The sequence below is a fragment of the Sporolactobacillus inulinus genome (genome assembly GCF_006539285.1).
Taxonomy (GTDB): domain Bacteria; phylum Bacillota; class Bacilli; order Bacillales; family Sporolactobacillaceae; genus Sporolactobacillus; species Sporolactobacillus inulinus.
In genome coordinates, this window is sequence record NZ_BJMS01000034.1 from 16,429 (window position 1) to 41,156 (window position 24,728).

General features: G+C 46.7%; 22 protein-coding genes and 1 riboswitch. Of the genes, 9 read left to right on the plus strand and 13 right to left on the minus strand.

The window, feature by feature from the left end; all coding sequences use genetic code 11:
* Positions 1–14 precede the first annotated feature (14 nt).
* Positions 15–947, minus strand: coding sequence for an ABC transporter ATP-binding protein (locus tag SIN01_RS06445; protein WP_010023510.1), 933 nt, complete (start codon positions 945–947; stop codon positions 15–17).
* 176 nt (positions 948–1,123) lie between these two features.
* Here SIN01_RS06445 and SIN01_RS06450 point away from each other — a divergent pair, with 176 nt between their 5' ends.
* Together SIN01_RS06450 and SIN01_RS06455 are read left to right on the plus strand one after the other, a co-directional pair.
* Positions 1,124–2,197 carry a sensor histidine kinase gene (locus SIN01_RS06450; protein WP_010023512.1) on the plus strand — a complete coding sequence of 358 codons (1,074 nt, stop codon included), beginning with the start codon at positions 1,124–1,126 and terminating at the stop codon, positions 2,195–2,197.
* Entirely contained in the window at positions 2,194–2,814 is a 621-nt protein-coding gene (locus tag SIN01_RS06455; RefSeq protein WP_010023513.1) for a response regulator, read from the plus strand. The genes SIN01_RS06450 and SIN01_RS06455 overlap by 4 nt, the downstream gene beginning before the upstream one ends.
* Positions 2,815–2,966: 152 nt before the next feature.
* Here the strand turns inward: SIN01_RS06455 and SIN01_RS06460 are convergent, their stop codons facing one another.
* The 7 genes from SIN01_RS06460 to SIN01_RS06490 all read right to left on the minus strand — a co-directional run bounded on the left by SIN01_RS06460 (position 2,967) and on the right by SIN01_RS06490 (position 16,691).
* Positions 2,967–6,365 (minus strand): AAA family ATPase, encoded by a 3,399-nt coding sequence (locus SIN01_RS06460; protein ID WP_052766804.1) that lies wholly within the window; start codon positions 6,363–6,365, stop codon positions 2,967–2,969.
* Positions 6,352–7,554 carry an exonuclease SbcCD subunit D gene (locus SIN01_RS06465; RefSeq protein ID WP_047034728.1) on the minus strand — a complete coding sequence of 401 codons (1,203 nt, stop codon included), beginning with the start codon at positions 7,552–7,554 and terminating at the stop codon, positions 6,352–6,354. The genes SIN01_RS06460 and SIN01_RS06465 overlap by 14 nt, the downstream gene beginning before the upstream one ends.
* The gene (addA, locus tag SIN01_RS06470) at positions 7,551–11,297 is read right to left on the minus strand and encodes a helicase-exonuclease AddAB subunit AddA (RefSeq protein WP_010024756.1); all 3,747 of its coding nucleotides are present in this window, start codon (positions 11,295–11,297) and stop codon (positions 7,551–7,553) included. Before addA ends, SIN01_RS06465 begins: the two co-directional genes overlap by 4 nt.
* Positions 11,287–14,784: a helicase-exonuclease AddAB subunit AddB gene (gene addB, locus SIN01_RS06475; protein ID WP_010024758.1), complete on the minus strand. Its 3,498-nt coding sequence runs from the start codon at positions 14,782–14,784 to the stop codon at positions 11,287–11,289. Before addB ends, addA begins: the two co-directional genes overlap by 11 nt.
* Positions 14,785–14,975: 191 nt before the next feature.
* A complete protein-coding gene (locus tag SIN01_RS06480; protein WP_010024759.1) occupies positions 14,976–15,275 on the minus strand; it encodes a thiamine-binding protein in 300 nt (99 codons plus the stop codon).
* A 194-nt stretch (positions 15,276–15,469) separates the two neighbouring features.
* Positions 15,470–15,907, minus strand: a complete 438-nt coding sequence (locus SIN01_RS06485; protein WP_010024760.1) for a peptidylprolyl isomerase — start codon at positions 15,905–15,907, stop codon at positions 15,470–15,472.
* 109 nt (positions 15,908–16,016) lie between these two features.
* Positions 16,017–16,691: a phosphatase PAP2 family protein gene (locus SIN01_RS06490; RefSeq protein ID WP_237760101.1), complete on the minus strand. Its 675-nt coding sequence runs from the start codon at positions 16,689–16,691 to the stop codon at positions 16,017–16,019.
* Positions 16,692–16,790: 99 nt separating this feature from the next.
* On the opposite strand from SIN01_RS06490, the gene SIN01_RS06495 reads away from it, so the two are divergent.
* Entirely contained in the window at positions 16,791–17,237 is a 447-nt protein-coding gene (locus SIN01_RS06495; protein ID WP_010027431.1) for an OsmC family protein, read from the plus strand.
* Here the strand turns inward: SIN01_RS06495 and SIN01_RS06500 are convergent.
* Complete coding sequence (locus tag SIN01_RS06500) at positions 17,221–17,553, minus strand: hypothetical protein (protein ID WP_010027430.1); 333 nt, start codon at positions 17,551–17,553, stop codon at positions 17,221–17,223. The two genes, SIN01_RS06495 and SIN01_RS06500, sit on opposite strands and share 17 nt — an antisense overlap.
* A gap of 172 nt (positions 17,554–17,725) precedes the next feature.
* Here SIN01_RS06500 and fabL point away from each other — a divergent pair, with 172 nt between their 5' ends.
* On the plus strand, positions 17,726–18,481 hold the full coding sequence (gene fabL / locus SIN01_RS06505; protein ID WP_047034727.1) for an enoyl-[acyl-carrier-protein] reductase FabL: 756 nt from the start codon (positions 17,726–17,728) through the stop codon (positions 18,479–18,481).
* A gap of 87 nt (positions 18,482–18,568) precedes the next feature.
* Here fabL and SIN01_RS06510 read toward each other — a convergent pair whose 3' ends face one another.
* On the minus strand, positions 18,569–19,123 hold the full coding sequence (locus tag SIN01_RS06510) for a superoxide dismutase family protein (RefSeq protein ID WP_010024888.1): 555 nt from the start codon (positions 19,121–19,123) through the stop codon (positions 18,569–18,571).
* 128 nt (positions 19,124–19,251) lie between these two features.
* Here SIN01_RS06510 and mscL point away from each other — a divergent pair, with 128 nt between their 5' ends.
* Together mscL and SIN01_RS06520 are read left to right on the plus strand one after the other, a co-directional pair.
* Positions 19,252–19,719 (plus strand): large-conductance mechanosensitive channel protein MscL, encoded by a 468-nt coding sequence (mscL, locus tag SIN01_RS06515; RefSeq protein WP_010024887.1) that lies wholly within the window; start codon positions 19,252–19,254, stop codon positions 19,717–19,719.
* A gap of 272 nt (positions 19,720–19,991) precedes the next feature.
* Positions 19,992–20,267: a hypothetical protein gene (locus tag SIN01_RS06520; protein ID WP_010024886.1), complete on the plus strand. Its 276-nt coding sequence runs from the start codon at positions 19,992–19,994 to the stop codon at positions 20,265–20,267.
* On the opposite strand, the gene SIN01_RS06525 is transcribed toward SIN01_RS06520, so the two are convergent.
* Positions 20,264–20,755, minus strand: coding sequence for an NUDIX hydrolase (locus SIN01_RS06525; RefSeq protein WP_010024885.1), 492 nt, complete (start codon positions 20,753–20,755; stop codon positions 20,264–20,266). The genes SIN01_RS06520 and SIN01_RS06525 overlap by 4 nt on opposite strands.
* Positions 20,756–20,930: 175 nt before the next feature.
* Between SIN01_RS06525 and SIN01_RS06530 the strand changes: the two genes are divergently transcribed.
* The 3 genes from SIN01_RS06530 (at position 20,931) to SIN01_RS06540 (ending at position 23,443) form a co-directional block, all read left to right on the plus strand.
* On the plus strand, positions 20,931–21,218 hold the full coding sequence (locus SIN01_RS06530; RefSeq protein ID WP_010024884.1) for a YdbC family protein: 288 nt from the start codon (positions 20,931–20,933) through the stop codon (positions 21,216–21,218).
* 245 nt (positions 21,219–21,463) lie between these two features.
* Positions 21,464–22,378, plus strand: coding sequence for a 1,4-dihydroxy-2-naphthoate polyprenyltransferase (locus SIN01_RS06535; protein ID WP_010024883.1), 915 nt, complete (start codon positions 21,464–21,466; stop codon positions 22,376–22,378).
* A 151-nt stretch (positions 22,379–22,529) separates the two neighbouring features.
* A riboswitch (FMN riboswitch) is annotated at positions 22,530–22,656 on the plus strand.
* 184 nt (positions 22,657–22,840) lie between these two features.
* Complete coding sequence (locus SIN01_RS06540) at positions 22,841–23,443, plus strand: ECF transporter S component (RefSeq protein WP_010024879.1); 603 nt, start codon at positions 22,841–22,843, stop codon at positions 23,441–23,443.
* 135 nt (positions 23,444–23,578) lie between these two features.
* Here SIN01_RS06540 and SIN01_RS06545 read toward each other — a convergent pair whose 3' ends face one another.
* Together SIN01_RS06545 and SIN01_RS06550 are read right to left on the minus strand one after the other, a co-directional pair.
* Positions 23,579–23,674, minus strand: a complete 96-nt coding sequence (locus tag SIN01_RS06545; protein ID WP_037562872.1) for a YjcZ family sporulation protein — start codon at positions 23,672–23,674, stop codon at positions 23,579–23,581.
* Positions 23,675–23,787: 113 nt separating this feature from the next.
* A complete protein-coding gene (locus SIN01_RS06550; protein WP_010027861.1) occupies positions 23,788–24,300 on the minus strand; it encodes an acyl-CoA thioesterase in 513 nt (170 codons plus the stop codon).
* Positions 24,301–24,728: the final 428 nt, after the last annotated feature.

Here is a 24,728-nt window from a genome sequence, read left to right on the forward strand (position 1 = left end):
GCGTAACCTCCTCTTCAATCCCTGAGCTGTTTGCCGGTTATTTCAAGAAAGACGTCATTAAGTGTCGGCAGTTCCGAGTAAATACGTCCGAACCCGATCTCGTGTGTTTTTAGGAAATCAAGAACCGCTTCAAGACTTCCTGCTTTCTTTCCAGACTTAATGACCAGCCGTTTTTCAATCCATTGAACAGAGAGGACGCCAGGAAGCTCTCGCAGCTGTTGTAGTTCTTGCTCATTGATCGAGAAGGCTTCAATCGTAATTTTCTCGCCAAGCGTAATCATCGCTTTCAGCTCTTCCTGCGTCCCGGATGCAATCACCCGTCCTTTGTCCAAGATGGCAATTCGTGAACATAACTGCTCGACTTCCTCCATGTAGTGCGAGGTATAAACAATCGTTGCTCCCTGTTTATTTAAGCGTGCGATGCCTTCGAGTATTTTGTTGCGACTTTGTGGGTCGACCGCAACGGTTGGCTCGTCAAGGATAATCAGTTTTGGCCGGTGTGCAATCCCGCAGGCAATGTTTAGTCGACGCAGCAAACCGCCGCTTAATTTTTTGGGATGAAACTTTTTGAAGTTCCCCAGTTCAACAAAATCAATCGCCTCTTCCACAAGCCGCTTTCTTTCCGATTTATCGTGCACATACAGGCCGCAAAAATAATCGATATTTTCATAGACCGTTAACTCATCAAAAACAGCGACATTTTGCATCACAATACCAATGTTGCGCTTGCTTTCATAAGCATCCGGAGTCATTTTTTTGCCGAATATTTCGATTTCTCCTTTATCAAAGCTGAGCAGCGACAAAATACAATTAATGGCTGTACTTTTCCCCGATCCGTTGGGTCCAAGCAGGCCAAAGATTTCGCCTTCTTTTATATCCAGCGACAAGTGATCGAGCGCAACAAGATCTCCATACCTTTTCAGCAAATTTTTCACATGAATCATCATGAGGTAACCCCCTTCCGGTTTACTTTTAGTTTAAGTGATCGCTGCCGGCCACATCAGTGTCGCCAATCATCAATCGCTATGACATTTGTCATCATTCGGAAGCCGTGAATTGTTTGGACGCCTGAAACATGATTAAATAAAGGAAGTAAAAGAATAAATCAGGATGGATATGCGCGATGAATTCGATTATCGATAAACTGGTCTTGCTCCTAAGCTGCTCTATTCTGTTTCTGACAGGAAAACCCTTTGCTTATGATGTACTCCCATTTTTACTGGCCATTATTTTTTCTTGCTTTCTTAGCTATTTCCATCAAGAACGCCTCCACATGTTTCTTGTCGGCTTCTTTTTGCTCATAAGCCTGTTTTTGCCTTGGCTATGTGTGTTTCTGCCACTCGCACTGTACGACATGTTTTATTCGAGAAAGCAGTGGATCTGTCTGTTAGCTTTACTTCCCTTTCTGAAGTTCCGGCCGCTTGGCACGCTGCAGCTTGATTTAGGACTCTGCGTCTTATTTCTTTTCTCCATACTTCTGCGGTTTCGTACAAAGGCGTTGGCGCAGCTGATCCGCCGTCATTACTATTTGCGCGATACGACCAAAGAAATGGCTCGGAAGCTAAAGCGTCAGAATCAGAACCTGCTTAAAAAGCAAACGAACGAACTGACCATGGCAACTCTAGGAGAACGCAATCGCATCGCACGAGAGATTCATGACAACGTTGGCCATTTGCTGTCGCGCGCGTTGTTGCAAACCGGTGCCTTGCTCGCCGTCTCACAAAAGCCGCAAACAACCGCCGGACTGATCGAACTGAAAGACACTTTAGCAGAAGCAATGACAAGCATCCGCAAAAGCGTTCATGATCTTCATGATGAGTCAATCGATTTGCAGCATGAACTCGACAAGCTGATCCGAAAATTCACGTTCTGTCCGATGACCCTTGACCTTTCGGTGCAGCGCACTCCCGGGAGCAAACTCACTTATGCACTGATCTCAATTGTTAAAGAGGCCTTGTCCAACATTGTTCGGCATTCAAACGCCACTCATGCTGAAACAACGCTGCGTGAGCACCCGGCATTCTATCAGCTCATCATCCATGACAATGGGCAAGTGCCTGGCAATTGGCAGGACCAAGGAATGGGGTTGAAGAATATTCAAGAGCGCGTGGAGGCCTTTCACGGCATCTTCACGATCAACGAAAAAAATGGCTTTATGCTTTTTATCTCAATTCCTAAGGAGGAAAATAGATCATGAACGTGATCATTGTGGATGATGACCGACTGGTTGTTTCTTCGCTGAATACGATACTGGAGACTGATCCGGAGATTCGGGTTGTCGGTTCGGGATACTCAGGAGCTGAAGCCCTGCACCTCTGCCAGAGGCTATGTCCGGATCTGCTCTTAATTGATATTCGAATGGATGGCCTATCCGGAATTGAGGCTGCAAAACGTTTAATGAATCAAAACCCTAAGGCGAAAGTATTGTTTTTAACCACCTTTTCAGATGATGAATACATCATTGAAGCCCTGCGTATCGGCGCTAAGGGCTACATCCTCAAGCAAAATTTCGAAAGTATTATTCCAGCAATCAAGGCCGTTTTTAGCGGTCAGCGCGTCTTTGGTGACGCAATCATTGATAAGATACCGTCCCTGATGAAATCAAACGAGCAGCCAAACTTCAGCGATTATCATTTTAGCAGCCGCGAACTCGCGATGATCAAGCTGGTGGCAAATGGAAAATCAAATCGTGAAATTGCGCAAGAACTCTATCTGAGCGAGGGAACGGTGCGCAATTACATCAGTTCGATATTAGAAAAATTGGCTTTGCGTGATCGAACGCAGCTGGCTGTTTTCTATTACAAACAATCCTGAATCGTCGCTTGATCAAAGATGCACCGCTGCTTCCAGTTCAGCATGTGTTCAAAATCATAGATTTCCTTTACCTATGAGGAAAGGGTGTCTCAAAGTTAAGAGACACCCTCATGAAAAACAATTCTGTCGTTTCGATTGGCTGCTTCAAAAGATTACAGCATCTCCATGTGGACGCGGCTTCCTCGTCCAGACGGTACGGCGGGCGAAACAATGAGCCTTCTCGGCAGCCGTTCGCGCATTTCCGGCACATGACTAATGACGCCAATTGCTAAACGGCGCATATGCAGTTTCTCCAGTGCCGTAACCACGGTATCCAAGAGATCGGGATCAAGCGAACCGAAGCCTTCGTCCAGGAAGAAGAATTGCAGCGGCACATTGCCCCGCAGCTGAATCTGTTCCGAAAGTGAGAGGGCAAGTGCTAGCGAAGTTAAAAAGGTTTCTCCGCCAGATAAGGATGAGACGGGACGGTAAACGCCTCCGTTCCCATTATCGCGGATGATGAAGCCGCTCTGCTCATCGACCTCAAGGACATATCGATCATGCGTCAGCTCACCAAGCCGTCTTGATGCCGCAGCACAAACCTGCTGAAGCTGCTCCTCGGCGACAAATTCAACAAAAGCATTGCCTCGAAAAACACGCTGAAGTTTTTCAAATTGATCCAATTCTTTTTGATTAAGCTTTCGTTCCGATTCCAACGTGCGATACAACTCATGATTTTTTATCAAGGTTTCCTTTTCTTTATTCGCCGCTCCCAGCGCTTGACTGACTTCTTGACCTTTTTCTTTCCGTTCCGTCCATTTCTGCCGAATCTCATTGAGCTGTTCTTTTGAAACGTCTTCGCCGCCAATTCGCTCGGACAGCGCGTCAATTTCCGATACAAGCTTCCTGCTTTGCGCAACATAAGTCTCCCATTCATTTGCGCGATGCATGCGCTCTTCATCGTTCAGGTGAGCGTTCATCACCGCCTCGCGCGTGTCAAATTGAGAAGACTCCAGACGGTTCGACCACTTGCGCAACTTTTCCTGATGTATCTGCTCTGCACGTTCAAATCGCGATTTTGCATTCGCAGCGTTCTTATCCGCCAGATGGTAGGCTTCCCGTGCATGCTCTGCCGCACGGCTGCTCTCCTCAAACGCTTGCTTGATTCGTTTTATTTCTTGCTCGAGATCCAATGCCAGCTGCTCAAGGGGCATTTCTTCACTTAATTGCAAATCCTTCATCTGATTGCGACAACCCTGCAACGCTTTTTCGGCCGCCTCCATCCGCCCGCTGCTCTCGCTCCAGTTGCTCTCCAGTGCGCGCAGCGTTTGCAGATTTTTCTCAAGCATCAGCTCCAGTGGCTTTAGCTGATCTTTTAATTGACTAATTTCTTTGCGCAACTGCTCACTTTGCTTATCGGAAGATGCAATCTCCTGTTCCTCAGCTTGCATCTGCTCAGGAGAAGCATACTGCGCTGTCCATTTGTTCCAAAGTTGATCACGTAACGCGCGCTTTTCGGTGGCCTGCTCCTCCAGCAAACACATCTTTTCCTGATACATGGTAAACTGTGCCGCACAGGTTGACTGCAACGTATCACGTTTCAGCTGCTTATTCTGAGATGCAGCCGTTGCCTCATCCAAATGTAAAAGATCCTGTTTCAGTTCGCGAACGGAAAGCTCAATAGGGTCCACACACGTCTCCAACCCATCCTGTTCCCATTTTACAAAGTCAGCATGCTGATCTTCGCGGAGATCTCGATTGAGCGCATCTGCTTGCGCGGAAGATGCCGCCAATACTTTCGCCTGCTGTTCCAATTGCGCGCGATAAATACCGATTTTCTGTTGCGCTTGATTCAGCTGCTCCGCGGCCTTGTCAAATGCTAAGCGCTGCTTTTCGAAGGGTGCTTCTGAGATGGGTTGGTTAGGCGCAGGATGAGGGTGATGCAGCCCGCCGCATACCGGGCAGGGCTGACCGTCACGCAGCGCGTCCACTAATTGCCGTGACAGGTTTTGGCGGTGAATCTTCTCACGTTCCTGTTCCATTTTGTTTCGTTCATACTCGATATAGGCTCGAGCAGAGCGAATCATCTGAGAAACGTGTACCGCTCGATTATAGAGCGATTGATTCTGCTCATCGAGTACGGCAGCTTTTTGTTCGGCTTGCTTCTGTTCGCGCTTTAATTGATCCTGCTGTTCGGAAAGTTTGCGCAGTCGATCGCGCAGGCCGATCCATTCACTTCGCTTCTCTTCAAGATACAAATCCAGATTATCGATCTCTTTTTTCTCTTGGAGCGCATGCTGCACGCGCAATCGGCGCTCACTGTCCACGGTGAGTGCCAGTCGCTTCTCTTCATTGGTTTCTAGAATTTCTTTCAATTGCGCGCATTGCGCTTGCTGCTGCTGTACGGTGAGCCGTGCGCGGTCAATTTTCTGCCTCAATTCTGAACGCTTCCTCTTCAAAATCTCAACAGTGCTGAGCTCCTCTTGCAATTGCTTTTGAACAGAGACGCCTTGAAGCAGACGCTGCCTGTCACGCTCATGCTTCGGCAGCTGATCATCTAAAGCCCGTTTCGCTTGCGCTTGCTGCATTTCCGTCGCTTGCACAGCCGCTTTGGTCTGTTCATACCGGCCGCTTACTTCCGCCATGAGTCGTTTCGCCTCAGCTGTTTCTCGCTCTGCATCAACTAAGGCCTCCAAATAAGGCACCAACCGATCAGCAGCTTCGTCTTGATCAAGCTCGCGTTTGATCGTATGATAATGATCCTTTTCCTGTTTCAATTGTTCGAGCTTACGCGTTTTATTATCCTTCTCATCGATAAGACTGCGAACGTCCTCAAAATGTGCTTTTTGCCTTTCAATGTGTTCGAGTTCATCTAAAATCCGCTTTTGCTCGTTTGCAATCTGTGCGCATCGATCTTCGGCAGCCTTTACCGCTTCGTGCGAAGCATCGCCGAGCACCGCCTGTTTTTCAACGATAACCTGCAGGCGCTGCTTCCGTTCCTCTGCGGCATGTTTGAGTCGTGCGGACAATTCATCGCCGTATTTCTCTAAATGAAAAAGCCGCTGTAACATTTTGCGTCGTTCATTCCCCTTCAAGGTCAAAAATTCAGCGAATTTGCCTTGTGGCAAAACGACTGCACGCGTGAAATCGTCATGCGTTAAGCCAAGAATTTTTCGGATCGATTGAGTCAGATCGCGTTCTTTATCTGCAATGACCGCCTTATCCTTACCCAGTTTAATCAATCGGCAGCTTGCTTGGCGCAGTCCACCGTCCTTCATCCGTTTATAACTACGCTCCGCACGGTAACGAACGGTGCGTTCGCCGGAAAGTTCAAATGTAAAACCGACTGAAAGCTTTTGCTCCAATTGATTCAAAATGCCGCTCGTATTATTGGCCGCCCGCTCAACCGTACCATAGAGTGCGAGCGTCATCCCGTCAAGTATTGTCGATTTACCGCTTCCGGTCGGTCCAAAGATACCAAATAGTCCGTCCGCACAGAGTGCTTCAAAGTCAATTCGCTGTTCTTCGCGAAAACTATTCAGCCCGCTTATGGTCAATTCAATCGGTTTCATGCAAGTCACTCCCTGCTGCCGCTTCACGTTCCGCTTGATCGTCAATCAACTGCATAAACATGTGGATAAGCTCGCTTCCTGGAACCGCACCGTTCGTTTGCTGCTTGTAAAAGCGGACAAACAATTCATCAATGGGCAATTTGGAACGCGCTTGCTGATCATGTTCCACTAAGTTGTTTTGATAGATTGGTCGTATCGTTACAAGATGTGGCCGCGTTTTGCGCAGCGCCTGAATATCATGCATATCCATTGCCTCATTTAGACAAATCTCAAGATCAATCCATGCCTCTGCATCACGGCCTTCTTCAAGCCATTGATGCACTTCTTCAAGCCCCTTCTCCGCACGCCAGCGCACCAGCGGACGTCCGGAACTGAGTTCAATATGCTCCATCGCAATCGGCGAACCTGGAGACGCATCAAGAATCGTTACCGATTTGGCCTGTCCGGCTTCCGAAAAACTATAAGCAAGTGGGGCACCGGCGTAGCGGGCCGGCACCGCAGAATCGGCCAAAGTCTGCGGACGATGGAGATGCCCAAGCGCAACATACTGCGCCGATTTTGGAAATACTGATGAATGAACCGTGTAGGCGCCGCCGACCTGTATTGGCCGTTCGGAATCGGATTCCTTACCTCCCGCCGCAAAAAGATGAGTCATCAACATGTTGACCGTATCCGATTTAAACGCAGCGGCATGCTGTTGAAAAAGTTCGGCAAGGCGATCATTATAAGCGGTTTTGATTGATTCTTCATCATTTCGTTCACTCAGACACTCATTGAGCCGCGATTCCGAAGGATAGGGAATGCTGCCAAGCACAAGCGTCTCGCCAGTCGCCCCGATGGGTACAATTAATGGTTTCAAAACCGGTTTCCCGATAATGGTGATTGCTTGCCTTCCTGCCAGCGGCCGTGAAGCCTCCAAGCGCTCCGGACTGTCGTGGTTTCCCGCAATGATCAGTACCGGACGTTTTCCGTTATTTGACAACCGCAGTGCCGTCTCATAGAATAGCGCTTCACTGGCTGCCGGCGGATTAACCGTGTCAAAGACATCGCCGGCCATAAGCACAGCATCAACGTGTGCATCGTCCGCTATGGTGCAAATCTCATCCATGACCTGTTCCTGTTCTTCCTCTCGAGAGCGTCCCTCCAGCGTTCGCCCGAGATGCCAATCAGCCGTGTGCATCAGTCTCATCTGCTTGTGCCTCCTTTCGTCAAATCGACAAAACAGCCGATATCGAATGCATACAGCCCGGCACGCATTACTTTTCGTTTCCAAATTTGTTCAATCGCCCGTTGATACAAACGGATTTGCACCGTGTATCGTTGTTTTAATTCAGCGACGGCCGCCTCGGGCGTTGGGAATCGGCCAAGATGATCCGTTTTATAGTCGAGAAGAATTAATCCATCTTCGTCCTCAATCATAACGTCAATGACCCCTTGTACGAGCACCGTCTCTTGAGCTGCTTCTTTGTTCCATGCTGGATAGACTTCATCAGTTGGCAATGCAAGACTAAACGGCGATTCGCGGATCACTTTTGTTGCTTCCCTCATCTTCTTGCCAATGGCTGTGTCAAAAAATGCACGGACCGCTTGATAGTCAAAGCTTTGCTCCTGTGCTTCGGTGATGATTTCCTTTGCCACGAGTGCCGTCCCCTGCTCTTTAAGTTGCTCAAGGGTATCTGACTTTTTCAAATCAAGATGCTGCATAAATAAATGAAGCGCCGTTCCGCGTTCTGTTGCAGACAGAGCGGATTGTTGCAAAAATTGCGGCCGATCGTGCCCAATCGCTGAAAATCGTTCCGAACCGCTGAGCAGTGCATCATCATTACCGCTGCTAAAGTAATCCTGCTGCACTTTGATTTCTGTGACGGTTTGTTTTGCCATTGATGCTGCTGCGACAGCATGCGGATAGGTCCACGCCAATCGAGCAGCGACCTCATCCTGAACACCAGAGTGGGAACTCATCGATTTGCCTTGCTTCAGCAACTGCAGCCGTTCCTGATTGAGCTGCTTCTTCTCTGCGTCACTTTGGAGAAGTCCGGAAGCCGGGATAAGCTGCACCCTCCATTCCGATTGATCCAAAAATACCGAGGTTCGACTTGGTTCATCCTCCAGCAGCTCATGGAGTGCTTCTGCCGCCCGATGCCTGGCAACTGAAGGAAGGAGCCAATCAAAGTAGGTTGATGCTGATGAGCGACTGTCGGCAGGGAGCAGCCAATCCGTTTGATGCAACGTGTCTCGGCATTTTTCAACTTGTTTCAGTGCATCCTTAACCGTACCAATAAGGATTAGTTTTTCTCGCGCCCGCGTGACAGCGACATATAAAATGCGCAGTTCTTCAGCAACCGCATCGCGTTTCATACGCTCCTTAATCGCTAAATAAGGTAGGGTCGGACTGCTCATGCGAAATTCAGGATTGATCCATTTCGTACCGAAGCCCAAATCTTTATGGAGCAGTGCCGGCTCCGCTGTATCGCGTAAATTAAATCGTTTATTCATTCCGGCAACAAAAACGACGGGAAACTCCAAACCTTTGCTTTTATGAATCGTCATGATACGCACAACATCCGCCTGTTCGCTCAAGGCTCTTGCCTCACCAAGGTCGCCGCCATTTGCCCGCATCCGTTCAATAAAGCGAAGGAAACGAAATAAACCGCGGAATGTTGTCTTTTCATACTGACGCGCACGGTCATAGAACGCTTTTAAATTGGCTTGGCGCTGCGTCCCGCCGCTCAATCCGCCGACGTAGTCGTAATAACCGGTGTCTCGATAAATTTGCCAAATCAATTCAGAGACGGCATGATTCTTTGAAAAGTCGCGCCATTCCTCTAACTTCTCTAGAAAAACGAATAATCGTTGAACCGTTTTCGACTTGCCTTCGGTTAAATAGCTTTTCATCGCTTGATAGAATCCGGAACGGCGATCAGCCACTCGGATCGCCGCTAGTTCATCAGCATGTAACCCAATGATTGGCGAGCGCAACACGGCAGCCAGCGGAATATCCTGATCCGGATTATCAATCACCTGAAGCAAAGACAGCATAATGGATACCTCTACCGCATCGAAGTATCCCTTGGACAATTCTGCATAGGCCGGGATGCCGCGTTGATCGAGTACCTCCTTGATCACCGCCGCTGTTGTGCTGGCTGAGCGGAGCAGGATGGCTATATCACGAAATTGAATCGCACGCATCTGTCCCCGTGTACGGTCGAAAACTTGAAATGACGGTGACGATCCGTCATCGCCAATCATTGCAATGATCCGGTCGGCAATCGCCGCTGCTTCTAGTTCTGCTGAATCCAAATCGTCCGTGTCTCCGGCGGGTTCACTCTCTGTCGAGGCCCGATTAATGATCTCTAAATCAATCGGACGATTCTCCTCAGGGTACTTGGCACTGAAACACAGTTCGGCGGCAGAATCATAGGTCACGCCGCCAACCTTTTCATCCATTGTCTGGCGAAAGAGAAAATTAGCTCCATCGATGATTTCCTGTCTGCTTCTGAAATTGTTTGACAGATCAATCACCTGACCGTCTGTGTCTGGGCGGGAAAACTGCTTGTATTTCTCACGAAACAGACCGGGCTCCGCTAATCGAAAGCCGTAAATACTCTGCTTCACATCGCCGACCATAAACAGATTTCCACCAGTACGGTTGTCTTTCGTAATCAGCTGAAGGATTGCTTCTTGTACCCGGTTGGTATCTTGGTATTCATCAATCATGACTTCTTGAAAACGCGATCTGAATTGTTCGGCAACGATAGAAGGTCGCTCCTGTTCGGGCGAAGAATCCTTAGCGCGCAGAACCGCAAGGCATTCATGCTCCAGATCAGAAAAGTCCAGTACAGCTTTGCGTCTTTTCTCTTTTTTATATTGCCGGGTAAAGCTTTTGACCAGTTCAATAATCAGATCAACAGAAGGCGCCATATCGTTGAGATCCTTCAGACATTCATCTGCCGGCCGCGCGAACCATTGCTGTTGCAAATCGTTTATTTTCGCCTTTATCGTGTCGCGTATTTTTTTTACTTGATCCTTAAGTTGCGGAAGCACCTCTTTACCTCTGACCGGTTTCAATTTGCCGAATGAAACAGATAATACAGCTGCGCGCAGAACCTGCCATTCAGATCCGGCTGCTGCTTGAAGCTGCTCTAAGGCATGGAGTTCCTCAAGCAACGTTTCCGTATAGACGGACGGTCCCCCAGGCTCTCCGCAAAGCCGAACCGCCTCCCTCATTGCATGAACCGTTCCGTTAATTGTTTGAGCGAGCGCTTCTTTTAATTCGGACAGCCATTCGCATTGATCGAGCGATGTTTCGCTCGCAACGTGATAGGTTTCAGCCAAATGATCCAGCCATATTTCCGGCCATGGATGACTCATCGAAAATTCATAGATGCGCAGGAGCAGCTGATTCAATGCATCATCGCTTCGATCACCTGAATAACGATCAACGAGTTGGTAGAATTGCGGATCATTCGATGCATAGTACGTCTCTAAAAGTCCCTCCAGAACTTCCTCACGCATCAATTGTGCTTCTGTCTCATCAAGTAGTCGGAATCCCGGATCCAGATCAAGAAAATAATAGTAATGTTTCACAACCGACATACAAAACGCGTGAAGGGTCATAATCGACGCTTTGCCGAGCAGACCTTGCTGACGGCGCAAGAACAAATGATTCGGTTCGGCAACCAAACATTGATCGAGCGCCTTGCCGATACGCTCACGCATTTCTGATGCGGCCGCCTTTGTAAACGTCACAACGAGCAGATCATCGATATTCACCTGTTGATTCGGGTCGGTCAGTTTCTGGATAATTCGCGCAACAAGTACCGCCGTTTTGCCTGAACCGGCGGCAGCCGCGACAAGCAAGTCATGCCCTTGCTCTGTGATCGCACGCCATTGAGCGTCCGTCCACGTTACATTTTTTGGTTTAGTCCTCATCCGGCTTCTCCTCCAACTGCGCTAATTTTTCCAACACATCGCTGTCGTTCATTTTCTTTAGCATCCGATACTGATTGCCCGGCTGCGATTGATCAAAGCGGCAAACTGGCCGGAAGGGACAATAAGTACAAGGAACTTGTCCTTTTAGATTAAAAGGCTTGATCGCTACGTCGCCGTCGAGAATTTTACAGCCTACATCGGTCATGACTCGCCTTGTATAAGAGCGCAGCAGATCAAATTCTTCCTTGCCTGCTAGCGAGGACGCTTTATAAAAGTCTCCATTCTTCTTAACTCCAAACGGAACGATGTCCGACATTTTTCCTTGCGCCGTTTGATCCGATAAAAGCAGCGCTTCTTCATCTTCCAGAAGCAGCCCTTTCATTTTAAAATTTTTATAGAGTTCGCGTTCAAGCCGATCTTGTGGAAGCTTTTCGTTCACGTTCAGAAGCGGATTGTGTACATGAAAATAAAGAACACCGGCAGGTTCGGCTTGCGTGCCCAGCCACTTTTTCGAATGGGTGATAATCACGTCCAGATAGGTAAGCATCTGAAGAGCCAGACCATAATAGAGTTCCGAAAGATCAAGATTCTTAGCGCTCGATTTATAATCAATAATGCGAAGTAGCAGCCGTCCATGCTCATCCGTCGCCTGATCAATACGGTCAATTCGTCCGACTACTTCCATTTCCGCGCCTTGTTGTAAAGGGAAATGCAAGGCTGGGATCGGCTTGCCCGGGCCGAAAGGAAGCTCCAGACTGAGTGGTGAAAAGCCACTGGAACGCGCATGACGGCGAAGTACTCGGGCAACCCGGGCGACAACCTGCGTTAATTTATGCTGCAGATAGCGCAGTCGATTTGAGCTCGTCAAGATCTGTTTCTGTAAGTTCGGCGCAAGTGTATCTACCGTTTCGCTTGCCAGATGATCGCACTCTTCTGGTGACAAATCATCCCATTTACGCTTTTGCTTCATAACTTTCGCTGTCATCTGTTTAATCGCCATATGGAACAGTTGGCCAATATCGGGCGCGGCAAGCTGGAAGACATCGCGCTCTTTCAGGTTTAATCCGTAAGAGGCGAACTGAGAAAAGGGACAGGAATTAAATTTCTCCATTCGTGAAACACTGGTTTGAATGGTTTGTCCATATAGTGCACGTGCAGCATCGGAACTGAGCTGCTCATCGTTACGCGCGAATAATCCGGACAACGCCATCTTTGCCGCACTCCCCCATTCACGATGTACGGTAAACCAGTTATACGCGTCCCACCATAGTTCCGCGATTGGATACCCATTCTTCCACGCACGAATCTGAGCTGAAAGCGTACTGACCGTCTTGCGCGGTGTATTGATAAAAGCGAGCTGTTCCTGATCTGCGAGTTCCCTTGGCGATGCAGGAGCAACGTTTTGTTTCAGATTTGGGAAAAACCGCTGCAAACGTGCGATAAGTGGCGACGGCCGCAACGCTTCACCATCTTCAGAGGCCAACGGAAAGGACAGGAACAACCTTTTTTTTGCCAGCGTCAACGCGCGATAGATTAATTCGTTTTCCCCAGCCATCTGTTCCGATTCGCCGTCGGCAACCGTGACCCCTTCATCGTGCAGAAGCTCTCGATCTTTACTTGAGAAAAGGCCTTGTTCAACCGGTTTTGCCGGTAACACGCCTTCGTTGATGCCAAGCAGAAAAACATCATTAAGTTCTGAAGCGCGCATGCGATCAAGACTTCCCACCATAACTTGATCAAGCGCCGGCGGAACCATGGCAAACTCCAGTGCATCCAGTCCGGTGTCGATAATGTTGGCAAACAGCTGAAGCGATATGGGTTCATCGCCTCCGGTTGCCACGCATTGGTCAAGAAGATCGATCACCGCTTTCCAAGCTTGGCCATGTGTTTTTGCCTCATAGAGCCGGTGTTCCTGTTCTGCCTTTCTTGCCATCCGTTCCAACTTTTCAGGAACAGCGAGATCAATGAGAAAACGATAGAGCACACCGCAGCGTTCGGCTACCGTCGAGGCTTCCTTAAGCTCGGCTTCAAAGGCTGCCAGCGGCTGTACAATCAGCGCGCGATATTCATTAATCGTCTTTTCGGTTTCCAACTCTTGATCGGACTGGCTTCGTTCCTGTTCCTCCAAGCCGTGGTACGTTCGGTACGACCATTTCCCGTTATCGGTCCACTTTTTCCCGTAGTACCCGTGGGCGATCACATAATTTTCCAGTCGATCCATACCTTCGCGTGCGGTTTGCAGATCGTATTCAAATGGAATAAGAAAATCTGTTTTCACGCAGCGGAAAATAGGCTCATAACGCCAGTTCTGTAAAAGAGCCTCCAATGAAGAACGAATAAATTCAATAAGCGGATGATGCTTCATGGTGCGCTTTTGATCAATGAAAAATGGAATCCGATAATCTGCAAAAATCGTTTCGATGAGATCGCGATAGTCTGCAAGATTACGAACAAGTACCGTCATCTGCCGGTAACGGTCATGGTGCACTCGGGCACATTCGATAATTGCTCGTGCCGTCTGTTCCACTTCCTCGCGGCGATTTGCCGCTTCCGTCAAACGAACGCCATCGGTCTGCGCGCTCGTCTGCACGGGAAATTGTCCAAAATGCATGGTTAAATTTTTCAGTGCCTTAGATTCCGGACGAACGAGCGTTCTTTGCAAAACAATCGGCTCAATGGTCTGGCCATTCAGCTCCGCGCGTTCTTTTAATTGGAGAAACAGATGTGCCGGATGGCGAAAAACAGAAAATTCGTCCGGGAGCCGATCATAAATTTGATCTGTTCCCAAAACAATAGTGACCTGTTTACACAAACCCATCAGTTGTTCGACGGCCAGCAGTTCTTGTGGTGTCATTGTCTGGAACCCGTCAATCCACACTTCCGCTTGTTTCAGAAATTCAGCGTCATTCATTCGTTCAACCATTAAATACAAATAATCTTCACTGTCAATATAAGTTCCTTCCAGTGCCTGACTGAATGATTGATAGATTAGTGACAGATCATGAAGCTTGTCCTTTAGCAGCTGCTGATCCGCATCGTCGGTTTTGATCTGCTGCCCCCTAAGGGCAATCTCTTCCGGCTCGAGACAGTACCGTTTGAATTCAATTAGTGTGTCGCCAAGCAAGTCATAAAAACCGCTTTGCTGTGCCGCCTTACGGAAGAGATGCAATTCATTCTTTCTATTCTCAACGATTTTGCGCAGGAGCATCGAGATACCGGCCGTATTCAAATGCTGCCGTGTCGCCCCTCCTGCCTGTTGCAAAACGCGCAATGCGAGACGCGGCAGACTGTATACATTCAATCGGGTCATTCCGCCGAGATCTGGAGTCGAAGCGAGTGTATCTTCCAGACTGAAGGTCATATGTTCCGGGACCAAATAAATTAGCGGCGCCCCATCCGGCTGCTCTTGCAGCTTGCGGCGAATATCCGTCAAACACGCTGACGTCTTTCCCGTCCCTGGGCGTCCTAAAATGAATCGAACAGACATTTTCTTCGCTCCAATCATCGTTTTGTTCTTGAACGTCTTATTGGATGCGTGCGTTTGGTTGTCCCTAATTATAGCATACGCAGAACATCCGTTCTATTTATTGCTTGCTGTTTACGGCACTCTGCAATACAGACAAAAACCGCAGAACAATCGCGCGCTGCGGTTTCTTGTTTCTTTTCAGTTTGCCTCAATCACTGATTTGATTTCCGGTATTTTCCTACCTTTTCTTCAATCGATGTTCCTTGAGGGCGAAAATGGATCTTCACTTCCGCCGCAACTTCATCGGCACCGGCTTCAACCGTTGCGTAGACTGTTTTTTTCACGACATCAAGCAGCTCGTCCAGTTCTCCTTCAAGTATCGTTTCGAGTGCAGTCACTTCATACTTGACTCCAGAATCCTGAATCACTTTAATCGCTTCATCTACCAGTCCGTATGTGTCTTTCTCCTTAGAAAACGGCAGAATCTGAAGCCCAACATTACTGATCGGCATCGGAAAGACCTCCTGATTTTTTGGGTTACTCTTTTCCCGAAAATTAAGGGTGTGTATCAATCATCGTTTCGCTCTTGCAGCATGATGATCTTCTCTTTAATCATACTCTGATCCGCGCCCCATCAAAAGAAAAAAGGGCCGCCCGTAAATCGACGAGTCGATCATGAGGACAGCCTCAGCATTTATTTTTTTATTTAGGCATCAAAGACTTCAACCTTATCCATCACATCTCCATTGTGCATCGCAAGCACAGGCTCGATGCCACTTGTGACTTGTCCAAAAACGGTGTGCACACCATCAAGATGGGGCTGCGGCTCATGGACAATAAAAAATTGACAGCTTCCTGTGTCTCTGCCTGCATGAGCCATCGAAAGGGCACCCTGAACATGCTTATGCGGGTTGCCGTCGGTCTCACATTTGATGGTATAGCCTGCATCGCCTGTGCCGTCACCTCTTGGGCATCCGCCTTGACTGACAAAACCCGGAATAACTCGATGGAACGTCAGACCGTTGTAGAATCCTGAATTTGCAAGCTTCTCAAAGTTTGCTACCGTGTTCGGTGCTTCATCAGGAAACAGATCAAATGCAATCTGCTTACCATTCGCTAATAATATCGATCCTTTTTTACCCATGAACTTCACTCCAGTACACCATTCGATTAGACATTCATTCTACCATATTGCTGCTCTGCTGAGAACTAAAAGCCTGATGCACCGAAACAGTCCTGCTTTCTGCGCGCTATCATTCGCGACGCCGCTTCACCCCGTTCGTCTTTTTGTTCCAATAAATCAAAAACATTGCCGACAGCCCGACAAAGAAACCACCTGCGCAGTATCCGGCAAGGATATCGGTAAAGTAATGAACCCGAAGAAGCGGGCGGCTGAATCCAACCAGCAAAATCATGCTAAACCCGAGCACGACCCACAACACCCGGATCCATCTGCGTTTGATGAGCGGGAGAACCAATAAAATGAGCAATCCATATACGGTTGACGCATTCATGGCATGACCGCTCGGAAAACTATAGCCGCTCTCATGAACCAGATGGTGCATCGGCGGACGATCCCGAATCACCCAATCCTTCAACACTACATTTGTCCGGCGCTCCAACAGGAAAAAAAGCGGTAGAATAATGACCGACAGATAGCGCTTGTACAATAGCAGATACACCATAAAAACAGCAATAATGACCGACAACAGTTTGCCCGTAGCAAAATCAGTAAATCTGGAAAAAAAAGCAACCATTGACGGCGTTCGGATTGGATCGAGACTTTTAATCAATGCCTGATCTAAGGCTTGAACAGCCGGCTGGCGCACAGCGATAACCAAAATTAAAAAAAATAAAACGCAAGTCAAAGACAGCCACAGCCATGGTGTGATGGTATTGGATTGAAGCTCCTTTTTTCTAGCTGACACAAGCCTTTCCCCCTGCTTCCAAATGAATCGATTTATGGTACGATAACGTTAAAAATAATACATGTCTCTTTTCTCATTTTAAGTTGGGAGCTGAACTTTATGACAGATTTTCACTTTAACCTTAAGGGAACGTGGAACGGATCATGGGATGGCAGCGGACAAATCAAAACAAACGGTCTCTCAACCGTTGTTTCCGTTGATCAATCGATGTCTGGAAAAGGAATCGGGACCAATCCCGATGAACTGCTACTCGGTGCACTCGCCTCTTGTTTTTTGATCACGCTGGGCATTCGCCTCGATAAAGAAAAGATCGCTTATGACCATATCGCTATTCAAACACAAGGTGTTGTGACCAAGCGCGGCGGTCTCCATTTTGAAAAAGTGATTCACCAGCCGACCATCTACCTGTTAAAACCGTTCGATGAAACCGGCACTGACCGTCTTGAGTACTGTATCCATAGAGCGGAACAGGATTGCATGATCGCAAAAGCAGTTAAGGGCAATGTTCAGATCGACATCGAACCTAAATTTATCGCTGTACCCTAGAAGCGCGAATGGTGTTATAAATTGATTTTCCCTTGCAAACGGCAACTTGAACACTTAGGATTGATTGCTTCGCTTGATTTACAGTGTCTTGAACTTTTCCCTTCTTTTGCATGATATCCGATTGAATGCGGGAAAGGTTCACCGTCAATGCTTCACTTTCTTTCACAACCTTTGCGGATTGATCCTGAAGTTTTGCACCGGTCTTTGATATTTTCGCAAGTGATCCATTCATTAAATGCGCTGTTTTCATCATAGAAATGACAAAAAAGATAATCGCAGCGGCAATCAGCACAAGGCTTAGATAGACAATAACCATCGATTGGGCCCCTTTCTTGACGAAAAAGATTCTAATCGTATCATACCCTATTCCAGACAAAAGATCATGACTTCAAGCGTTCATTCATGTATTTTTTCTTGTCCTTATTCGAAACCTTTTGCTATACTTGATTCGATTTGTACGACGTAAGCTCAATTTAAAGGAGATTAACATGGTGAATAAAGTGGCTTTGATTACCGGCGGAACTCGTGGTATCGGCAAGTCCATTGCTGAGAAGTTTGCCCAAAACGGTTACGATCTGGTACTAAATTACGCCCGTAAAAGTACCAATGCGGAAACAGCCAAGCAAGCAATTGAACATCAATATGGTGTTTCGGTGCAACTTGTCAAGGCAAATATCGGTGAACTGGCACAGATTGATCAACTGTTTGCGGCAGTAGAATCTGCATTTGGACGCCTTGATGTCTTTATCAGCAATGCTGCATCCGGTGTTCAGCGTCCCTTGATGGAAATCACGGAAAAGCATTGGGACTGGACGCAGGATATTAATGCAAAAGCGTATCTGTTCGCCGCCCAGCGCGCTGCAAAATTAATGGACAAAAGCGGCGGTGGACACATTGTCGCACTTTCTAGTCTCGGAGCAGTGCGTGCACTTCCAAACTACGTTGTCGTCGGCGTGTCCAAAGCTGCTGTCGAGTCATTGACCCGTTATCTTGCCGTTGCCCTCGCCCCAATGAACATCACGGTGAATACGGTGTCCGGCGGTGCGGTAGATACCGACGCGCTCAAGCATTTTCCAAATCGCGAGGAACTGCTCGAGCAAGCAGCAAAGCACAATCCGGCCGGCCGGATTGTTAAGCCTGAAGATCTGGCTGAAGCCGTCTACTTTTTGTGCACTCCGGCTGCATTTATGATTCGCGGCCAAACAATTACTGTCGACGGCGGACTGTCCTTACTGGCCGACTAAGAAAAACCAAGCATCGCCCAGCCTCTATACATTTATTCGACAAAAAAAGATGAATCGATCGTTGCGGTCGATTCATCTTTTTTGTTTTTACTTAATGACGCCGCACAAGATCCTGTCCCCTGAGTTTCCAGAAGGATCAGTGACTTGATCGTCACCTTTTTCATGAATAATTAACGCTGAACCATCAGCATCACGCAAAGAATTGGGTTCCCCTTCTTTTAAGGTAACCATCGAATTGAAAAGAACCGTTTTCACATGACCGTGACGATCCGCAAAGATGTTGACCATATCGCCTGCATGCGGACCCATTGGATTCTTTAATCCATGTTTCTTATTTTCCGGATTAAAATGAGCACCGGCAGACATGAAGTCAGGAGGCGTACAACTTCCGTATTCATGGAAGTGAATGGCATGAATGCCGGGTGTTAATCCCTCTGCTTCCAGCTCGATACGTACCCCTTTTGCTGTTTCACTAAGTTTTGCCGTACCCATTTCTTCATTTTTGGCATTGATCAATGAAACAATCAGTTTGCCGTTCTGAGCATCTTTTGCATTAGCGCTTAAATGCGGATGGTGCACAAAGGCAATGACGATCAGTGCAAGCATTGCACATAGGGCATAAATCAGCTTTTGATACTTCACCCGAATCAACCTCCTGAGCATAGAATGCGCCGATTGAACCGATTTTACTCATCTAAACGTGGAATTCTTTTAATAAAATGTCGAAAATGCTATGATTTACGTTATATTACTGATCTGGGTGGGTGGATATGAAGACATTAGATGAATTTAAAAAGTTTCTTACACGAGGAAATGTGATCGATCTTGCGATTGGGGTAATTATTGGGACCGCGTTTGGCAAGATCGTCAGCTCGCTTGTCACAGATGTGATCATGCCGCCAATCGGGCTGTTGCTTGGCAAAGTTGATTTCAGCAGTCTATACATCAATTTATCGGGACACACGTACGGCAGTTTAGAAGCAGCAAAAAAAGCCGGTGCACCAACGATAAATTATGGTCTTTTTATCAATAATGTGATTAACTTCATCATTATCGCATTTGTCATTTTCTGCGCCATTAAAATGTTGCAAAAAGCGACTCCAAAAAAGGAAGCTGCTGCGACAACAAAGACTTGTCCGTACTGCTTCTCCTCGATCCCGATCAAGGCAACGAAATGTGCGCACTGTACTGCAGATCTTCCTGATGAATCAAATCAGCAGCCGATTCACACAGATTAACCTGTTGAATAAGGGTGTCTCAAAAGTCCGTTTTTTACTTTGAGACGCCCTTTTTGGCATAAATGCTGAATCAAGTGCTCCGTGGGAACCCGCGAGCGAAGAAGAGTTCCGCAGCTCAGGAGGCTCCTGGAGCGCAGTATACGTTTATTCGAGCGCCCCTTGCGAGACGGCCAATTTTTATATAAAAATTAGCTCTGTTTTCTCAATTTCTTCTAAAGCTTATGTATAATGAATAGGAAGAATGAAATTGATACAAAGGATGTTCATCAGACATGGATAAATGGGTTATGATCGGTCTTCTTTTTTTATCGTGCAGCATCGCTCTCTATTGTTTCCGCAAAAAAGCATTTTTGATACGACTCGGCTTGCAGTACATGAATAAGCCTATACGATTTCTCACGACTGTGAGTATTATCCTGTTCATTGCCGGTGTTTATACCGTACTTTCCCCTCTACTTACCGTCATGATGGGCGCCGATTACTGGATCCTTTTTATCATCGGCATACTTGGTTGTCTGATGCTGCTCATTCTGCTTTTGCTTCCTTAACGAAGGACTGCTTCGTGAAGTGGGCGAACTTCTGTGCGGACAATTTCGTCTCCGTCAAAGACACAGTGGTAATCTACCGGGCGGTTTGTTTCGTCAAGCGTATGTTTCAGAAAGAAACGGATGGACGGAACAATTCCAAAGTTATCCTCAGAAAGAATCCAAGAAATATCCTTTAATGCCAATATCCCCTCACGTGTCGCGCGTGGTAAATCCATAACCTCTTGCGCTGAGATATTGGCAAGGAACACATACATTCCTTGTATCGGTTCTTTGTCTGGTTCCCAGGTGACAATCCCTCGAAACTGCTGATCATGAACGACAATGCCGGTTTCTTCCCAAATCTCACGTATCACACACGCTTCAGGCGTTTCTCCCGGTTCCAATTTTCCTCCAACACCGTTCCATGCCCCCTGCCACGGCGCTTTCTGCCGATTAATCATTAATAGCTTCTCATGAATTTTCAAAAAAGCGATGGTGTATTTTAACACGGGCTCACAACTCCTCGATGCGGATTCTAAATATAAAGGTTTCTTGCACTAATTATAACAGAACGTACCAAGATCAACTTTGAAAAATTTCAGATAAACAGTTGACAGAACGTTTGTTTGCTTTTACAATAATATCAGAACATTTGTTCAAATCATTTAAAGAGGTGATTATAAGATGGCAGATTCAAATTCAGAAGTAACATTCGCTATTGTTGAGCACTATGGCGTGCTTGCAACGGAAAGCAGCGGTTGGACTAAGGAGTTTAATTTAGTCAGCTGGAACCAGCGCGAAGCAAAATACGATATACGCAGCTGGGCCCCCGACAAGAAAAAAATGCGTCGAGGTATTACGTTGACCGGCCTTGAGTGCGACACGCTTAAACGTTTATTAAACCGCCACCCCCTTGCTTCGTCCGCTTCAAACACTTCTAACGGAACACCCGTCCAAATTTCCCAGTCCTGATGTTCATTGAGCCGACTTCGGTATCCGGTCCCTCGATCTTCAAATTCAAGAGTGCAACACAAATTTCTCAAATTATACGAATCATTCCCCTCTTCATATTGACACCTGCTTCTCGATTCCATAAACTAAAAAAGAACAAGAGTATGTCAATTTAGTGACAATTACCAGCGTTTTTCGTGCATGAAATCTATGAACCTGCTAAATTGTCGCATAACAGTATCTTTTAATTGTGGGAGAGATTGATGATGGGGGAACGAGCACTCGAAAAAAATACCGGCTTTAAAAAATGGTGGTTAATGCTCCGACCGCATACCTTATCTGCTTCATTTGTACCGGTAGCCCTTGGAACAGCACTTGTATTACCAGTAAAAAGCCCCAATATACGTTTATTTGTTGCAATGCTGATCGCCTCAATGCTGATTCAGATCGCAACAAATCTGTTCAATGAATATTTTGATTATAAGCGCGGATTGGATGATGAGCATTCTGTAGGGATTGGCGGCAGCATCGTGCGTGACGGCTTTCATCCAAAAACGATTCTCAGACTCGCTTTTGCACTCTGTTTTACCGCGATGCTTATTGGTGTTTATATTTGCGCCAACAGCAGTTGGTGGATTGCCTTGGTTGGTTCAATCTGCATCCTAACCGGATATCTCTACTCCGGAGGTCCTTATCCGATCGCCTATACGCCTTTTGGCGAACTCGTTTCCGGTTTATTCATGGGGGTGTTTATTATCTGGATTTCATTTTTCATCCAGACGGGAACACTCACGCTTAACTGCATCCTGATTTCGATTCCGATTGGCCTGTTAGTTGGTGGCATTAACATGGCAAACAATATTCGTGATCTGGAAGGCGATCAAGCAAAAGGCCGGTTGACGTTGCCGATCTTGCTTGGTCGAGAAAAAGCGATCAAAGTGCTGGCAGGTGTATTCGCTTTTTCCTATGCTTGGATTATCGGTCTCATGGTCTTTCGTGTGGAGTCGGCTTGGCTGCTGATTGTTTTTGCCAGCCTGCCTAAAGCCATTCAAGCTGCCAAACGTTTTCAGATGAAGACAAAAGCAATTCAGATGATGCCCGCGATGAAGGCAACCGCCCAAATGCAGACCTTGTTCGGTATCCTTCTTTCCTTAGGGGTTGTGCTTGACCATTATATTTAATTCACCCTTTCGAAACTAAAGTACTGCAGCAAATGTTTCCACGTGTGTTCGGCAGACCATAATTGTGTGTTTGATCGTTCACGTTAAGACAGTGAATGCTAACTATTGTTGTTTCATCGGTTTTGTTGTATACTGATTTTGTAATTGAATAGTGTTCCTTCAGGGCAGGGTGGAATTCCCGACCGGCGGTAATGGCAAACGTCAGAGTCCGCGAGCCGAAAGGCAGATCCGGTGCGAATCCGGAACCGACAGTAAAGTCTGGATGGAAGAAGGATGATGTGACGCGTTTATTTGTTGTTGTGCGTATCTTTTGCGTACGCTTTTGAACCGTTGAATTTATTGAGCCCAAAGGAACTCCCTTTGGGCTCTTTTGACGTTAAAGTTCTTTAAAAGCGTGCGGATGGCACAGTGTAAATTCTGTCGCATGATCCCCAAATTGTAAACTTATATGGGGGTATTTTGATGAACACATCTTTGAAAAAAATGGTGCTTGTCTCATTGTTGTCTGCACTTGGCTTTTTAATTATGCTGATTGCCTTTCCAATTCCGCTTTTTCCTGTCTTCCTTACCATGGATTTCAGTGATCTGCCTGCACTCATTGGCGCAATCATTTTAGGACCGGGAGCCGGAATCGCAATTGAAGCGATTAAGAATATTCTCCATGTCCTGCTTACGGGATCGCTTACCGTCGTTCCTGTTGGCGAATTTGCCAACTTTGCTGCCGGAACCATTTTTATCTTGGTTACTTGGAGCTTCTACCGAAAAAAAAGAACAGCACGCTCGCTTTTGTTCGGCATGATTACGGCCACACTGTCCATGACCGTGATCATGGCAGTCATCAATTATTACTTTATTTTCCCAAGTTATGCTCTGTTTCTCGGATACAGCATTGACGCAATGGTTGGCATGTCACAATCGGCAAATCGCGGCATCCACAGCCTTCTGACCTTAATCGTGTATGGAGTTATGCCATTTAATCTACTAAAAGGTGCCGTCCTCACGTTAATCATGATTCCGGTCAGTGCACGGTTGAAACGATTTATTAATAAGCACCTCGCAGCTTGAAGAAAATGATTTTACTTCATATATAATAGAAAGAAAAGTTTTGTTGGTCACATAGCCATTGAAAGTCCATACAAATTAGAACACCCGCGGCATGCCGCGGGTGTTCTTCATCAATACATTAATGAGCATCAGTCATTAATAAACGTAAGCTGTACCCACAATGATCAGCAAAATGAACAGAACAACGATTAACGCAAAACTGCCGCTGTATCCACCAGTAGAAGCACCCATATCGTCACTCGCCCCTTCATTTAAAATTATTGAGCTTGTGTCCTTACTCAACACTACATGTTATGCAGAAACCTTTATTTCGTGTGAATGCCAGTGGAAAACCGGGCAATCACTCATGCCCAAGGCTTGTTCAGTGAGAGTCGCTCTGTAAACGCTTTTGCTTGCCCGCGACGGTTTTTCCTTTGCGTATAGCGCTTTTCGGCACTCGAATACAGCATCTTCTCTTCTTCACTCTCTGGAATTATTTTCGGTACGATTGTCGGTTTACCCTGATCATCAAGCGCAACAAAAGTTAAAAAGCAGGTCGTGCACAGCATCCGCACGCCCGTTCGTAGATTTTCAGCAATAACCTTTACGAAAACCTCCATTGATGTATTGTGGGTCCATGTAACGAACGCTTCCAAACATACCGATGATTGAGTATCAATTGGCCGCAAAAAGTCAACGGAGTCAATAGAAGCAGTCACAACGAGCTCCCGAGCATGTCGATTTGCCGCAATGGCTGCAATATTATCAACATACATCATTAATTTTCCTCCGAACAATGTTCCGTGATTATTTGTGTCATTCGGCATAACCTGAGATGAAAGTACTGCGAATGAATCTCGTGCTCTTTTCGCTTCCATGACTGTCCTCCAATTTTTAGAAAACTTGGCTTTGCCAAGCCTTTGGCGAAGGCAAAGGCTTAGCTGCACTTACACTCGTTTCCTTAAATCTTTTATTTTTTGTACTTTCTTACCAGTGTTAATAAAACGCGACGTATTCATCATTACATTGGAACGCGTTTTGTGTCGCCATCATTCTTTTTTTTATCATTTATTTCTCTCATTAACCAGTATAGGTGAACAAGGAGCAGACCGCAAAATTTGCGATTCAATGAAGATGCAACGTGAGGAAAATAGTGGACAAAAGTCGCCTCGTCCGTCTCTATTTCACAAAAATATATGCAGAAAACAGCAAAAAATGTATTGACAAAGTGAACACTATTGATCTCATGTTACAGAACTGTAATCTCGCTAAAACACGGCTGAGACATTAAACCCTTAGAATAGCC

Excerpts from the sequence above, each read along its gene's own strand:
- SIN01_RS06460 (WP_052766804.1), bottom strand. The coding sequence starts at position 6,365 with ATGAAACCGATTGAATTGACCATAAGCGGGCTGAATAGTTTTCGCGAA.
- SIN01_RS06520 (WP_010024886.1), top strand. The coding sequence starts at position 19,992 with ATGGATAAATGGGTTATGATCGGTCTTCTTTTTTTATCGTGCAGCATC.
- SIN01_RS06545 (WP_037562872.1), bottom strand. The coding sequence starts at position 23,674 with ATGGGTGCTTCTACTGGTGGATACAGCGGCAGTTTTGCGTTAATCGTT.
- addB (WP_010024758.1), bottom strand. The coding sequence starts at position 14,784 with ATGTCTGTTCGATTCATTTTAGGACGCCCAGGGACGGGAAAGACGTCA.
- SIN01_RS06550 (WP_010027861.1), bottom strand. The coding sequence starts at position 24,300 with ATGGAAGCGAAAAGAGCACGAGATTCATTCGCAGTACTTTCATCTCAG.
- addA (WP_010024756.1), bottom strand. The coding sequence starts at position 11,297 with ATGAGGACTAAACCAAAAAATGTAACGTGGACGGACGCTCAATGGCGT.
- SIN01_RS06455 (WP_010023513.1), top strand. The coding sequence starts at position 2,194 with ATGAACGTGATCATTGTGGATGATGACCGACTGGTTGTTTCTTCGCTG.
- SIN01_RS06445 (WP_010023510.1), bottom strand. The coding sequence starts at position 947 with ATGATGATTCATGTGAAAAATTTGCTGAAAAGGTATGGAGATCTTGTT.
- SIN01_RS06500 (WP_010027430.1), bottom strand. The coding sequence starts at position 17,553 with ATGGTTATTGTCTATCTAAGCCTTGTGCTGATTGCCGCTGCGATTATC.
- SIN01_RS06485 (WP_010024760.1), bottom strand. The coding sequence starts at position 15,907 with ATGGGTAAAAAAGGATCGATATTATTAGCGAATGGTAAGCAGATTGCA.
- mscL (WP_010024887.1), top strand. The coding sequence starts at position 19,252 with ATGAAGACATTAGATGAATTTAAAAAGTTTCTTACACGAGGAAATGTG.
- SIN01_RS06465 (WP_047034728.1), bottom strand. The coding sequence starts at position 7,554 with ATGAGACTGATGCACACGGCTGATTGGCATCTCGGGCGAACGCTGGAG.
- SIN01_RS06530 (WP_010024884.1), top strand. The coding sequence starts at position 20,931 with ATGGCAGATTCAAATTCAGAAGTAACATTCGCTATTGTTGAGCACTAT.
- SIN01_RS06480 (WP_010024759.1), bottom strand. The coding sequence starts at position 15,275 with ATGCCGATCAGTAATGTTGGGCTTCAGATTCTGCCGTTTTCTAAGGAG.
- SIN01_RS06450 (WP_010023512.1), top strand. The coding sequence starts at position 1,124 with ATGAATTCGATTATCGATAAACTGGTCTTGCTCCTAAGCTGCTCTATT.
- SIN01_RS06540 (WP_010024879.1), top strand. The coding sequence starts at position 22,841 with ATGAACACATCTTTGAAAAAAATGGTGCTTGTCTCATTGTTGTCTGCA.
- SIN01_RS06495 (WP_010027431.1), top strand. The coding sequence starts at position 16,791 with ATGACAGATTTTCACTTTAACCTTAAGGGAACGTGGAACGGATCATGG.
- fabL (WP_047034727.1), top strand. The coding sequence starts at position 17,726 with ATGGTGAATAAAGTGGCTTTGATTACCGGCGGAACTCGTGGTATCGGC.
- SIN01_RS06535 (WP_010024883.1), top strand. The coding sequence starts at position 21,464 with ATGGGGGAACGAGCACTCGAAAAAAATACCGGCTTTAAAAAATGGTGG.